The sequence below is a fragment of the Sphingobacterium athyrii genome (genome assembly GCF_003071065.1).
GTDB classification, from domain to species: Bacteria; Bacteroidota; Bacteroidia; order Sphingobacteriales; family Sphingobacteriaceae; genus Sphingobacterium; species Sphingobacterium athyrii.
Genome location: NZ_QCXX01000010.1, coordinates 14,921 through 28,190, shown reverse-complemented (window position 1 = coordinate 28,190; position 13,270 = coordinate 14,921). Strand labels below are relative to the sequence as shown.

At 40.2% G+C, this 13,270-nt stretch carries 10 protein-coding genes; 6 read left to right on the top strand and 4 right to left on the bottom strand.

Annotated elements, in window-relative coordinates:
- Nucleotides 1–11: 11 nt before the first annotated feature.
- The 3 genes from DCO56_RS26385 (at nt 12) to DCO56_RS26375 (ending at nt 4,608) form a co-directional block, all read left to right on the top strand.
- Nucleotides 12–1,865, top strand: coding sequence for a DNA topoisomerase IV subunit B (locus tag DCO56_RS26385; protein ID WP_108636695.1), 1,854 nt, complete (start codon nt 12–14; stop codon nt 1,863–1,865).
- 37 nt (nt 1,866–1,902) lie between these two features.
- Nucleotides 1,903–2,745: a formyltetrahydrofolate deformylase gene (purU, locus tag DCO56_RS26380; protein WP_108636694.1), complete on the top strand. Its 843-nt coding sequence runs from the start codon at nt 1,903–1,905 to the stop codon at nt 2,743–2,745.
- Nucleotides 2,746–2,829: 84 nt separating this feature from the next.
- The gene (locus DCO56_RS26375) at nt 2,830–4,608 is read left to right on the top strand and encodes a hypothetical protein (protein WP_108636693.1); all 1,779 of its coding nucleotides are present in this window, start codon (nt 2,830–2,832) and stop codon (nt 4,606–4,608) included.
- A 94-nt stretch (nt 4,609–4,702) separates the two neighbouring features.
- On the opposite strand, the gene DCO56_RS26370 is transcribed toward DCO56_RS26375, so the two are convergent.
- From DCO56_RS26370 to DCO56_RS26360, 3 genes are all read right to left on the bottom strand, one after another.
- On the bottom strand, nt 4,703–5,608 hold the full coding sequence (locus DCO56_RS26370; protein WP_108636692.1) for a class I SAM-dependent methyltransferase: 906 nt from the start codon (nt 5,606–5,608) through the stop codon (nt 4,703–4,705).
- Between the two features lie 183 nt (nt 5,609–5,791).
- Nucleotides 5,792–6,550: an ABC transporter ATP-binding protein gene (locus DCO56_RS26365; protein WP_108636691.1), complete on the bottom strand. Its 759-nt coding sequence runs from the start codon at nt 6,548–6,550 to the stop codon at nt 5,792–5,794.
- Nucleotides 6,551–6,559: 9 nt separating this feature from the next.
- Complete coding sequence (locus DCO56_RS26360; RefSeq protein ID WP_108636690.1) at nt 6,560–7,294, bottom strand: MlaE family ABC transporter permease; 735 nt, start codon at nt 7,292–7,294, stop codon at nt 6,560–6,562.
- 244 nt (nt 7,295–7,538) lie between these two features.
- Between DCO56_RS26360 and DCO56_RS26355 the strand changes: the two genes are divergently transcribed.
- Together DCO56_RS26355 and ispG are read left to right on the top strand one after the other, a co-directional pair.
- Nucleotides 7,539–8,486 (top strand): LiaI-LiaF-like domain-containing protein, encoded by a 948-nt coding sequence (locus DCO56_RS26355; protein ID WP_108636689.1) that lies wholly within the window; start codon nt 7,539–7,541, stop codon nt 8,484–8,486.
- Between the two features lie 45 nt (nt 8,487–8,531).
- The gene (ispG, locus tag DCO56_RS26350) at nt 8,532–10,538 is read left to right on the top strand and encodes a (E)-4-hydroxy-3-methylbut-2-enyl-diphosphate synthase (protein WP_181390686.1); all 2,007 of its coding nucleotides are present in this window, start codon (nt 8,532–8,534) and stop codon (nt 10,536–10,538) included.
- Nucleotides 10,539–10,620: 82 nt separating this feature from the next.
- Here ispG and DCO56_RS26345 read toward each other — a convergent pair whose 3' ends face one another.
- Entirely contained in the window at nt 10,621–11,052 is a 432-nt protein-coding gene (locus DCO56_RS26345) for a T9SS type A sorting domain-containing protein (protein WP_108636687.1), read from the bottom strand.
- A 259-nt stretch (nt 11,053–11,311) separates the two neighbouring features.
- On the opposite strand from DCO56_RS26345, the gene DCO56_RS26340 reads away from it, so the two are divergent.
- Nucleotides 11,312–13,258, top strand: a complete 1,947-nt coding sequence (locus tag DCO56_RS26340; RefSeq protein WP_108636686.1) for a KUP/HAK/KT family potassium transporter — start codon at nt 11,312–11,314, stop codon at nt 13,256–13,258.
- The last annotated feature ends 12 nt before the right edge of the window (nt 13,259–13,270 follow it).

Sequence of the window (13,270 nt, the reverse complement as noted above, 5' to 3'; positions counted from 1 at the left end):
TACATAAATTTATGAGTACATATAACGAAGACAGTATTAGGTCCCTGGATTGGAAAGAGCATATCCGCCTTCGTCCGGGAATGTACATAGGAAAGTTAGGGGACGGTTCGGCCTACGATGATGGCATCTATGTTTTATTGAAAGAAGTTGTCGACAACTCGATTGATGAGTTTGTGATGGGCGCCGGTAAAACCATTGATATCACCGTAAACGAAAACAAAGTTTCAGTACGCGATTATGGCCGGGGAATTCCAATTGGATCTGTCGTAGATGTAGTTTCCAAAATCAATACCGGTGGTAAATATGACAGCAAGGCCTTTCAAAAATCTGTTGGATTAAATGGCGTGGGTACAAAAGCAGTCAATGCTTTATCCAGCCAGTTTACGGTACAGTCATACCGCCAAAATATAACACGTATTGCGCAGTTTTCCAAAGGAGAATTGGTGAATGACGAGCAGAAAGATACCACACAACGCAATGGTACATCGGTAACATTCTATCCAGATGATTCTATTTTCAGAAATTACAAATACCGTTCGGAATTTGTAGAGAATATGATCTGGAACTATGTTTTTCTAAACTCAGGCCTTACCATTAATTTTAATGGACAGAAGTTTATTTCTGAAAATGGATTAAAAGACTTATTAGAAAGGAATATAGATTCCGAATCCATGCGCTATCCAATCATTCACTTACGTGGTGATGATATTGAGATCGCAATGACCCACGGTCAACAGTATGGAGAAGAATACTATTCTTTTGTAAACGGTCAGCATACGACACAGGGCGGAACACACCAAGCAGCCTTCCGTGAAGCAATTGTCAGAACAATACGCGAATTCTACAAAAAAGAATTTGACGCATCAGATATTCGATCCTCGATTATTGGCGCCATTGCCATCAAAGTACAGGAACCGGTTTTCGAATCCCAAACAAAAACAAAATTAGGCTCGCAGAGTGTCGGTCCGGAAGGCCCTACTGTAAGAGGTTTCATCAATGACTTTGTCAAAAAAGCATTGGATGACTATCTTCATAAAAATCCAGGTACGGCGGATGCATTGCAAAAACGTATTCTTCAATCTGAAAGGGAGCGCAAAGATATTGCAGGGATCAAAAAACTGGCCAATGAAAGAGCTAAAAAAGCATCTTTACACAACCGCAAATTGCGCGACTGTAAAGTCCACTTCAGCGATAAAAACGAACGCAACCAAGAGACTACACTTTTTATAACAGAGGGAGATTCCGCATCAGGTTCAATTACCAAATCACGTGATGTACAGACACAAGCGGTTTTCAGTTTAAAAGGGAAACCATTGAACTCCTATGGCATGTCCAAAAAAATTGTTTATGAAAATGAAGAATTCAATCTCTTGCAACATGCGCTCAATATCGAAGATGGACTAGATGGACTACGGTACAACAATATTGTTATCGCTACTGATGCCGACGTCGATGGAATGCACATTCGTCTCTTGTTATTGACATTTTTCTTACAGTTTTTCCCAGATTTGGTCAAAGCAGGTCATGTATCTATCCTCCAAACACCATTATTCCGGGTTCGGAACAAAAAGGAAACGATCTATTGTTACTCCGATGAAGAACGTCAAAAAGCAATTGCGAAACTAGGAGCCAAACCTGAGATCACCCGGTTTAAAGGTTTAGGTGAAATATCACCTTCCGAGTTTGGATTGTTCATCGGAAAAGACATCCGTCTTGACCCTGTTATTTTATCAAAAGACAATAAGATTCAACAATTATTAGAATACTACATGGGCAAAAACACACCGGACCGGCAAAAACATATCGTCGAGAATCTGCGTGTAGAAGTAGACCTTGAAGAAGAACTAACAAAAAAAGCGGGTTAAATTAACCCGCTTTTTTGCGACCTACGACCTATATTTCATGCACAATCAAACCTTAATTCTGATCCAATGTCAAGATGCCGTTGGATTGGTAGCCAATATTTCCAACACATTGGCCAAATATCAGCTTAATATCATTACCATGCGGGAGTATGTTGATGAAGAAGCAAATAAATTTTTTGTCCGTGTCGTCTGTAACGGTTTATTCCCCAACCAGACACAGCTTGCCAATTCGCTGGCCGAAGTGCTCCCGCCTTCCGCGCAGATCCAGGTAAACCCCAGCAATCGAAAAAAAATTGTTGTCCTTGTCACTAAAGAACATCATTGTCTGGCAGATATTCTGGTTCGGCAACATTTCGAAACCTGGGGAGCAGAAGTACAAGCCGTCATTGGCAATTATGATACCTTACGTTCATTTACAGATAAATTTGATATTCCATTCCATTGTATCTCGCATGAAGGCTTATCAAAAGAAGATTTTGAAACACAATTGATTGCGCAAATCAAGAATTACAATTTTGATTATATCATTCTGGCAAAATTTATGCGCATCCTCTCCTCCTTTTTCGTGGCTACATTCGAAAATAGGTTGATCAATATCCATCACTCATTTCTTCCTGCATTCATTGGAGCAAACCCTTACAAACAAGCGCATTCCCGAGGCGTAAAGATTATTGGCGCTACCGCACATTTTGTCACCGACCAGCTTGATGAAGGTCCTATCATCGTTCAGGATATACGCCACGTCAATCATACTTATACCGTTAAAGATATGGTAACTGCCGGGAAAGAAATTGAAAAAGCAGTTTTAAGCAGAGCAATACGCCTATTGAGCGAAGACCGTGTGATGCTCAACGACTATAAAACCATTGTGTTTGAATAGTGATCACAATCACCGCTTTAGACGTGTAGTCATTATTTTTTTTTCGCGTTATTCTTGATTATTTCGTAAAAGAACTATTTAAGAATGACGCACACTTTTCATATCCCGGTATTGGGGCTAGCTTTTTCAATAGACTCGGCAATCAAGGTTGCACAATACGGAATTTCTTCCGTAATGTCCATTGTTGACGACGAGCTCATCGAGCGCATGCGCCGCTATTACTGCGGACAATATCAAATTCCTTATTATCCGATCTGCACAACGGAAGAAGATTTCCGTGCAAATAGAATCACCGCCTATCTCGATCTCGTACAACAGGTGGTCAATAGGCAGATAAATTCCCTGAAACATCAATCCTTCACCGAAAATTCAGAACTGACCAAATACTTCCAGCTTTTACCGGATTCTCATCCCTCAAAACCGATCTATCACGCGATGGAAATTGAAACAAATCGCGCGATCAAAACAGAACTTCAAGATCTGTTGATCAATTATCTGAAACCCGGAGACATCAATGTTAATATTATGTCCAAAGTGGATAAAATAAATTATAAGAATGGTATTCCTTTAGCGCAACACTACTCAGATGCCTTAGCCGCGTTACGCGGATTCGCTAATTCCACATTACGCTCCTCAGTCATTCTTTCCGCAGGAATGAACCCACATTTATATGCCTATCTTGCTGAATTACCGGCATTTTTCCCAAAGGCTGACAGCAGCTTTGACAAAAAGGTCGTTTTAAAAGTCAGCGATTTTAGATCATCCCTTATCCAGGCAAAATATCTCGCAAAAAGAGGAGTCTGGGTTTCTGAGTTCCGGGTAGAGTCTGGATTAAATTGCGGTGGACATGCTTTTGCAACAGATGGTTTTCTATTGGGGCCCATTTTGGAAGAATTCAAGGCGAAAAAACAAAGTTTACAAGCGGAGCTCTTCACAATTTATCAGGACTATTGGCTAGGACGGGGCTTACAGTTGGCCGATTCACCCCAGATCAAATATACCGTACAAGGTGGTATAGGCACCGCCACGGAACATCAATTTCTATTGAATTACTATGAATTTGATGCTGTGGGCTGGGGCTCTCCATTTTTAATGGTTCCGGAAGCTACTACTGTGGACAATGAGACGTTGCAAGCACTGGCAGAAGCAGAACAAACAGATTTCTACTGTAGCGGAGCTTCCCCTTTAGGCGTACCGTTTAATAATTTTAGACCCAGCAGCGCCGAAAAGTTACGATTGGAACGTATCCAAAAAGGAAGGCCCGGAAGCCCTTGCAAAAAGGAATATCTGATCGCCAATCGGGAGTTTGGAGAAAAACCGATCTGCACCGCTTCGCGCGCTTACCAACATCAAAAAATCCTGGAATTGCAAAGACAGCAACTTACGACTGAAGAATATAACAAAGCATTCGATACCATCACCGAAAAGACCTGCCTCTGTGAAGGGCTGGCTACCCCAGCTTATCTCAAATATAATATCCAACGAAAAAAGGAGCAGGCAGCTGTTTCCATTTGTCCGGGGCCAAATCTGTACTGGTTCAAAAAACAATATTCTTTAAAACAGATGATTGACCATATTTATGGCCGCGTATCAATACTGGAGCATTCGGATCGGCCATTTGTGCTGATCAATGAATTAAACCTTTACATCGATCATATCCAAAAATATATCAGCGACAATAAAGATAAATTCAATGACAAAAAAATAAATTATGTTGCCAAATTCAAAGCACAATTACAGGCAGGAATAGATTATTATTATAAACTACAGGATCAGCTCTCATACCTTCCCAAAAGCACACTGGAAGCCATACCCTTACAGCTGGAGCTTGCAACCATCCGTTTAAAAAATCTTCACACATAGGCATTCTATTGGGAGCTAAAGTAAACGCGGCAGTCCTGTGGACCTGCCGCGTTTATTGAATTAATAAATATTCCTGTTTATTCAACGGCAAAATTTACCGTGCAATTTTACGAAATTTCCCAAAAACTCCCAGTGGAAGTTTCGGTCCTGCAGTAGCTTGCAGAAAAAGCTCGCCAATTTCTAAATTTTCTACTTTTGGAAAAGCAGTTTTTATTAAATTTTCCACTATGACCGAAGAAAAACCCAATGAATAGGTATTTAAGATTAGGAAATGCTCTTGGGGATCCAACAATTGAACCACCTCTGTCATCATCTCCATAATATGGTCTTCGAGCTTCCATTTTTCACCTTTTGGTCCATGTCCGTATGCTGGTGGATCCAAAATAATACCATTATACGTATTTCCCCTTTTTAGCTCGCGCTTGACAAACTTCAATGCATCCTCAACCACCCAGCGAATATTATCCAGATTGGAAATTTCCATATTTTCATTGGCCCAAGTGACCACTTGCTTAATAGAGTCGACATGTGTTGTGTCTGCTCCCGCGGCCTTCGCTATTAATGAAGCGCCTCCCGTATATGCAAAAAGATTTAAAACTTTGGGTTTTTCAGTTTTGAAGGAACGAACAGATTCCGAAATATAATCCCAATTGACAGCCTGTTCGGGGAATATCCCAACGTGCTTAAACGATGTCAATCCCAATCTGAATTTGATCGCGACATCATCGTTTTTATATTGGATATGCCAACGGTCCTGGATTTTTGGATTTTTTTTCAACCACTCTCCGGAAGTAGCCGAACGCCCTTTGAATTTGATATGATAACGTTTGTTCCATTCTGCATCGCTCGAAGCCTTGGGCCACACTGCCTGTGGCTCCGGCCTAATTAATATCAGATCACCAAAGCGTTCTAATTTCTCAAAATCACCACAGTCAATAAGCTCATAGTCTTTCCAATGTTGTGGGGTCAATAGTTGTATATTCGTTGTTGCCAAAATCAAAATTTTGCGACAAAACTAAGCTAAATTTCTTTTATATTGAAATTTAGCTTCTGCCCATCCTCTTTGGAAATGGAAATTCCTCACATCAAAACAGCAGAAAAATACATGTAATCCAGGATCTTCAGGATAGGCCAAATCACCAAAAATCTATGATAAATGTAAATATATTTATTATCTCACCGTTCATTGCCCCATAGAAGCTTTGGCGCTTTTCATCAATGGGCTTGCAAATACAAAATTATTTAATTCCTCAACATCGGATCGCATCATATCTTTATTGGACCCCTCCCAAAATTTCTGCCCTTGATATAAAAACAAAATATACTCACCGATCCCCATAACAGAGTTCATGTCGTGGGTTACGACGACTGTTGTGCACTTCAGTTCCTGGGTAATTTTAAGCACCAATTCATCAATTACAATAGAGGTCTCAGGATCCAAACCTGAATTTGGTTCATCGCAAAAAAGATATTTGGGATTCATACTGATCGCTCGCGCGATACCAACACGTTTTTTCATTCCTCCAGATAGTTCCGCGGGGAATAATTTGTTTCTTCCCTCCAGGTTAACCTGTTCCAAACAATGGTTCGCGCGGTCTAATTTTTCGGCTTTAGACATATCTGTGAACATATCCAAGGAGAACATAATGTTTTGCTCCACCGTCATTGAATCAAACAGGGCTGAATTCTGAAATAACATCCCGATTTCTTTCCGTATCGGTACGCGTTCTTCAAAATTCATCCTGGTGAAATCGCTATTGTCAAACAGTACCTTACCCTTTTCGGGATGATGCAATCCAACGATACATTTTAATAAGGTACTTTTTCCCGAACCGGATCCGCCAATGATCAAACTCACTTTTCCGGGTTCGAAATTTGCACTGATTCCTTTTAAAACATGGTTCTCACCAAAAGACTTGTTAATATTTTCAATTTCAATCATAAGATCTTTTTAAAGCATTAATGCTGTAATTACATAATCTGCTGCCAGAATGGTAATACAGCCGACCACAACAGCTTCGGTACTCGCTTGTCCCACCTCGAGCGCCCCACCTTTCACTTTATATCCCTTATACGCCGATACTGACGTAATGATAAAACCGAACACAACAGCTTTTACGAGCGCTACAGTGACGGTAAAACCATTAAAATTGTCTTGAATGCCTAAAATATAATCTGCAGGTGTTACAGCCCCGGATAGTGAGCCCCCTAGTAGCCCCCCCACTAAAGCACAAACGATGGCGATAATAACCAACATGGGAATCATCGTCACACCGGCCAATATTTTAGGCAATATGAGATAGCCCGGGGCATTGATCCCCATGATCTCCAAAGCATCAATCTGCTCCGTTACGCGCATAGAACCAATTTGAGAAGAAATTGATGAGCCTATTTTCCCCATCAATACCAATCCCGAAATCGTAGGTCCCAACTCTAAAATATTTGAATCCCTATTAATAGAACCTATAATCGAATTGGGAATAAGGTCGGAAACCATCTGAAAAGCAATCTGCATGGTCATTACCGCTCCAATAAAAGTTGAAATGATCACAATAAGTCCCAAAGATCCTATTCCAATATCGGTCATGGTCAGTATGGTCTCCTTCCAATAGATACGCCCTTTTTCTGGTTTTTTAAAGACCGACTTGAGCAGTATAAGATAAGCACCAATGTGATGAAAAATCATATTATCAATTTAAATTCTGTATATTACAGGCACCAAACTTTATGTTTGGCCCACGTATCCATTAAAGGTAATTAATTCCGTCAAATATATAAACAAGCAAAAACCTAAAAAGTGGGAGAAAAACGAAATTACTTACCGACCATTTCGTCACATTTACCGAATTTTTATGTATAATAGCCTAATCTTTCATACAGTGTCCAATAAAGCGATTTACTTTTGGGGTATATAACAAACGGAATTAGTCATGAACACACAACGTATAACAACTGGAATTACAATTCTTTTCATAGGGATTGTCTTATTATTATCCCAACTGAATAGCATATCCTTTAATTGGGTTGGAATTTTCAGATATTGGCCTTTATTTATTGTACTCGCAGGAATCCGTATGTTGGTCCCTAAAGATCAACAAATAGGACAGTTTATTGCTATCGGCGCGACAGTAGTCATCTTGGGATTCCTTACTTATATCGGTTTATCTACCCCAAAAGAGCCCTTATTAACGCAACTACTAAAAAATAAAGGCGTGCAAATCGATATGGACGATCCAAACGATAAGACCGCATATACAACACAAAAACTACAGGTTCCTTTGGACGATAAAATCCAACGTGCATCGCTAGACATTGATCTCGGAGCAACATCATTAAAGAACGATAGCGCGACAACTTCTGCAATATTTACCGCTTACAACACATCTGATGATTATCTTCTAGGTATGACAACGCGTGGGGAATCTACAGATAAGATCAATATTAACTTAAAAGGCAAATTTAAAGACAAAGATTTTAATAGTAAAAACAACAATACGCATATCGCACTCAATCCAACTATCGTATGGAAGCTGAACTTTGATATCGGGGCAATTGATGCCAATTTGGATCTTTCAGCTTATAAAATTGAGCTATTGGATATTGATGCCGGAGCGACAAGTCTAAAATTAAAACTTGGACAGCCTCTGGCAACAACAAAAATAGCTATGGATGCCGGTGCATCTTCGATCGAAATCGCAATTCCTAAAAATGCAGCATGCCGCATCAACAGCGATAATGCGTTATCTTCCACAGATTATGAGGGCGATTTCTTAAAAAGTGAAGGGCAGGTTAAATCCACAAATTACGATACAGCAACACAAAAATTCGATTTTGACATCAACGGCGGGATCACATCAATAAAAATTAGAAGATATTAATTGACAGCAGATTTTTAGTCAAGAAAAGCTAACTTTGTGTTATATATGAACACAAGTAATATGTTGACTTTACCGGGAATCTATTGTAATTCCAAGGTAGAATATTCGAAATGGAAGACCAGGGAAATTCAGATCGGCGACGTCCCTATGGGGGGAGACAACCCGATTCGTATTCAAAGTATGACTACTGTGGATACGATGGATACCATCGGTTCAGTCGAACAGACCATTCGAATGGTAGAAGCGGGCTGTGAATATGTTCGTATCACGGCCCCAAGCATAAAAGAAGCCCAGAATCTAGCAAATATAAAAAACGAACTTCGAAAAAGAGGTTATCAGGTCCCCTTGGTGGCAGATATACACTTTACACCAAATGCGGCTGAAGTTGCAGCCCGGATTGTAGAGAAAGTCCGGATTAATCCTGGTAATTATGCGGATAAGAAGAAGTTTGACCAGCTTTCCTATACTGCGGATGAATATAAGTTAGAACTGGAACGCATCTATACAAAGTTTGCTCCTTTAGTAAAGATCTGCAAAGAGCATGGTACTGCCATGCGCATCGGTACAAATCATGGTTCACTTTCAGATCGGATCATGAGCCACTATGGAGATACCCCTGAAGGAATGGTCGAATCTGCGATGGAATTTATCCGGATGTGTGAAGATCTTAGTTTCCATAACCTCTGTATTTCAATGAAATCCTCCAACCCACAGGTGATGGTCAAAGCCTACCGTTTGCTGGTTGAAAAGATGGTTGCTGAAAACATGAACTATCCTTTACACCTTGGTGTAACCGAGGCAGGCGATGGAGAAGATGGCCGTGTAAAATCCGCAGTAGGAATAGGTACCTTATTGGAAGACGGACTTGGAGATACGGTAAGGGTTTCCTTGACCGAGGAGCCTGAACGTGAAGCTCCGGTAGCAATCGCATTGGTTAATAGGTATAGCAAACGAAAAGCCAGCTTAAACAGTCAATCAAAAGAAGAAATCGTACAACTCTCCCCAGATAGCCCGACTATCCCCTATCAGAGTCAAGAGGTCAATACCTTCGTTGGGGGGGCGCTGGTTCCCCGGATTGTGACAGATATTTCAAATGAGAATCTAAAAGACGCCCAAATTCTTACAAAAGTTGGTTACCGCTATGATATGCTTTTGGATAAGTATCATATGGGGGAGCAATCCGTAGATTTTGTCTATCTAGGCGATCAATTGCCTTCCTTTAATATGCCTGCAAATCTAAAACAGGTATATAATTTTATGACCTGGTCTAAACTTCAGGACAAAACAAATATCCATCCGCTCTATACATTGGAAGAATTTATCCAAACGGACAATAAGGACCGTGTTTTGAACATGGTAAAAATACGTAATACGGATTTAACGAGCCCACTATTTGAGACATTGCCTCTAGACAAGACAGTCGTATTTGTTTTGGAAACTGATCACATACACGGAATGGCTGATCAACGTCAATTTTTCCGAAATCTACAGGAATTCGGTATTGATAATCCTGTCATTATCAAAAGATCGTATCGGCAATCGGATTTTTCAGGACCTGTGGGCGAGTTTATGAATCCAGAGGAACCTATCTCAAAAATACAGTTATATGCTGCCACAGACATGGGGGCTTTATTAATTGATGGCCTAGGTTCGGGCATATGGATTGATTCTCCGGCCACACCGTTGGAAAATATTGCATCACTTTCGTTTGGTATATTACAGGCGACCCGTTCAAGGATATCAAAAACAGAATATATTTCGTGTCCAAGCTGCGGAAGGACCCTGTTCGATCTTCAGGAGACCACGCAAATGATTCGGAGTCGTACCAATCACCTCAAAGGCTTGAAAATTGGCATTATGGGCTGTATCGTGAACGGCCCCGGTGAAATGGCTGATGCAGATTATGGTTACGTGGGCGCTGGCCCCGATAAAGTGACTTTGTACAGAGGCCAGCAAGTCGTCAAGAAGAATGTAAGCTCCGCGCAGGCATTGGACGAATTGATCAAGATCATTAAAGATGATGGGCGCTGGATTGATGAAGGGCAAGAATAAGCAAAAAAACAAGGGGATCAAATGATCCCCTTGTTTTTTTATTTTAATAATGTCGATTTATCAATCGAATTTTTTCCACGGATTAACGGACAGAAAATCTCTTTACCACCGTCTCTGATCCGGCAACTACACGCACAAAATAAAATCCAGTTGTCAATTTGCCCCCATGCTCGAACGAAAGATTTTGAATACCAGCATCAAGATTTCCGTTCATCAGCTGTAAAATCTCGTTTCCTAGCGCATCCATAACTTTAATGGACACACTAGATGATTTGGCCAATTTAAATGAAAGATTGACCTGTTCGGCAATAGGATTATAAAATACCTTAACGTTATTAATCAGTTTCTCCGTATCCTTGATTGTATTATCACCAAATTCTTCATTACGGCTCCCAGTAGTCTGCAAATAAGTATAGCCATCAGGAGACTTTGCATACACCTGAGCTACCCCGCTGCACAAAATCAGTGCGGTAATAAGTGTTAAATAAGCTGCTTTAAGTAGATTTCTCCCCATAGTGTTAAATTAGACTTCAAATATTGGTTACGGTTTAATCAAATATAACGCTAACTATTTGAATTATCAACAACAAAGTTACTATTTTGTTTAAAAGTTTTTTAGTGAAACGAGGTATCAAAAGATTCTTTTAACAAATTTTAACAGCTATTGTACATGTCAAATGAAATGCTAAAATTTGGCGCAGAAAATGCATATGCTTAAAGTATAAGTAAAAAGTATATTTTTGCATTATATTTTGAAATAAAATAATACTTAAATGACAGATAACAGTCATCACAACAGCATCAATAAGGTGAGTTTCGCCGGATTATTGATCAGTTTAGGAATCGTGTTTGGAGATATCGGAACCTCCCCGCTATATGTCTTCAAAGCAATCATGGGACAGGGTGCCATTCAAAAAGATCTGGTTTTGGGCGGCCTTTCCTGCGTCTTTTGGACACTGACACTGCAAACGACCATCAAATATGTCTGGATCACGCTACGCGCGGACAACAAAGGTGAAGGTGGAATTCTTTCACTTTACTCTTTAGTTCGCAAGCGAGCACCATGGTTAATTTTTCCAGCCATGGTAGGTGCAGCGACATTATTAGCTGATGGGATGATTACACCAGCCATCACAATATCTTCTGCGATAGAAGGTTTGGATATCAAATTTCCGGGCCTACCAACAGTGCCGATTGTCGTAACAATTATTTCGTTACTTTTTATTATTCAACGGTTTGGAACTTCGGTTGTGGGAAAAGTATTCGGCCCATTGATGACAATATGGTTCACCATTATTGGCGTCCTCGGCTTATCGCATATCCATTTGGCACCAGAAGTAATGAAAGCAATCAATCCTTATTACGCTTTTCATATTTTAATAACCTATCCGCACTCGCTACTCCTAATTGGTGCAGTATTTCTTTGTACGACAGGTGCAGAAGCGTTGTATTCGGATATGGGGCACTGCGGTAAAGCAAATATTCGTATCAGTTGGATCTACGTCAAAATTACATTGATATTGAACTATTTTGGTCAGGGAGCATGGTTACTGACACAAGAAGGCCGGGTGTTAGGGGGTGAAAACCCGTTTTACTCCATTATGCCAGATTGGTTTGTCGGTTACGGTATTGCTATTGCGACCATTGCCGCCGTAATTGCCAGTCAGGCGATGATATCCGGATCATACACGCTGATTTCAGAAGCTGTACGTTTAAATATATGGCCCAAGGTTGCTATCCGCTACCCAAGCGAACATAAAGGGCAATTATATGTTCCATCGATCAACCTAATCCTCTGGATTGGCTGTATGATCGTTATCTGGGTGTTTGAAGAATCAAGTAAAATGGATGCCGCCTATGGCCTTGCCATCAATCTAACGGTATTGATGACAACAGTTTTAATGGGCTATTTCCTTGCCATGAAAAAGGTAAATCGTGTGCTCATCGGCATTTTCCTGGTCGCTTATTTTGTGATAGAATTAACCTTCTTGGTTGGTAATGGTGTAAAAATTGCGCATGGAGGCTGGTTAACGCTACTATTGGCAATTGCTTTGTTTGGCACAATGTACTGTTGGTATACCGCACGTAAGATTAAAAATCGTTTTGTTAATTTTATCAATATCAATAAATACTATCCAATTATTTCGGAATTGAGCGAAGACAAGTCCGTTCCGCCTTTTGCCTCACATTTGGTATACCTGACCAGTGCGAATTTCAAATCTGAAATTGAAGCTAAGATTATTTATTCCATCATCAATAAAAAACCGAAGCGTGCCGACGTCTATTGGCTAGTCCACGTCGATGTGATGGATCACCCACATACAAGAGAATACTCCATTGATCAACTTATCCCGGGAAAACTGATTCGCATTGACTTTAAATTAGGGTTTAGAGAAGAACAGCGTATCAGTCTACTTTTCCGAAAAGTCGTTGAAGATATGGTTAAAAAAGGCGAAATTGATATTACAAGCCAATACGAGACCCTCCGTAAACATAATATTCCGGGAGATTTCAAATTTGTCGTGCTGGAGAAGGTACTATCCAAAACGAATCAGATGTCCTGGATCGAGAAAGTGATTATGGACATTTATGGATACCTGAAAAAAATGAGTTTATCCGAAGAAAAAGGATTCGGTTTAGATTCCAGTTTTGTCACCATTGAGCGAGTTCCGCTGAATTTTCCGCAGACATCGGAAGTTCATCTCATACGAAAAGATTAAGTCTTTAAAGGT

Bases quoted from the DNA above. Each gene is read 5' to 3' on its own strand.
- DCO56_RS26385 (WP_108636695.1), top strand. From the start codon at position 12: ATGAGTACATATAACGAAGACAGTATTAGGTCCCTGGATTGGAAAGAG.
- purU (WP_108636694.1), top strand. From the start codon at position 1,903: ATGCACAATCAAACCTTAATTCTGATCCAATGTCAAGATGCCGTTGGA.
- DCO56_RS26375 (WP_108636693.1), top strand. From the start codon at position 2,830: ATGACGCACACTTTTCATATCCCGGTATTGGGGCTAGCTTTTTCAATA.
- DCO56_RS26365 (WP_108636691.1), bottom strand. From the start codon at position 6,550: ATGATTGAAATTGAAAATATTAACAAGTCTTTTGGTGAGAACCATGTT.
- DCO56_RS26360 (WP_108636690.1), bottom strand. From the start codon at position 7,294: ATGATTTTTCATCACATTGGTGCTTATCTTATACTGCTCAAGTCGGTC.
- DCO56_RS26355 (WP_108636689.1), top strand. From the start codon at position 7,539: ATGAACACACAACGTATAACAACTGGAATTACAATTCTTTTCATAGGG.
- ispG (WP_181390686.1), top strand. From the start codon at position 8,532: ATGAACACAAGTAATATGTTGACTTTACCGGGAATCTATTGTAATTCC.
- DCO56_RS26345 (WP_108636687.1), bottom strand. From the start codon at position 11,052: ATGGGGAGAAATCTACTTAAAGCAGCTTATTTAACACTTATTACCGCA.
- DCO56_RS26340 (WP_108636686.1), top strand. From the start codon at position 11,312: ATGACAGATAACAGTCATCACAACAGCATCAATAAGGTGAGTTTCGCC.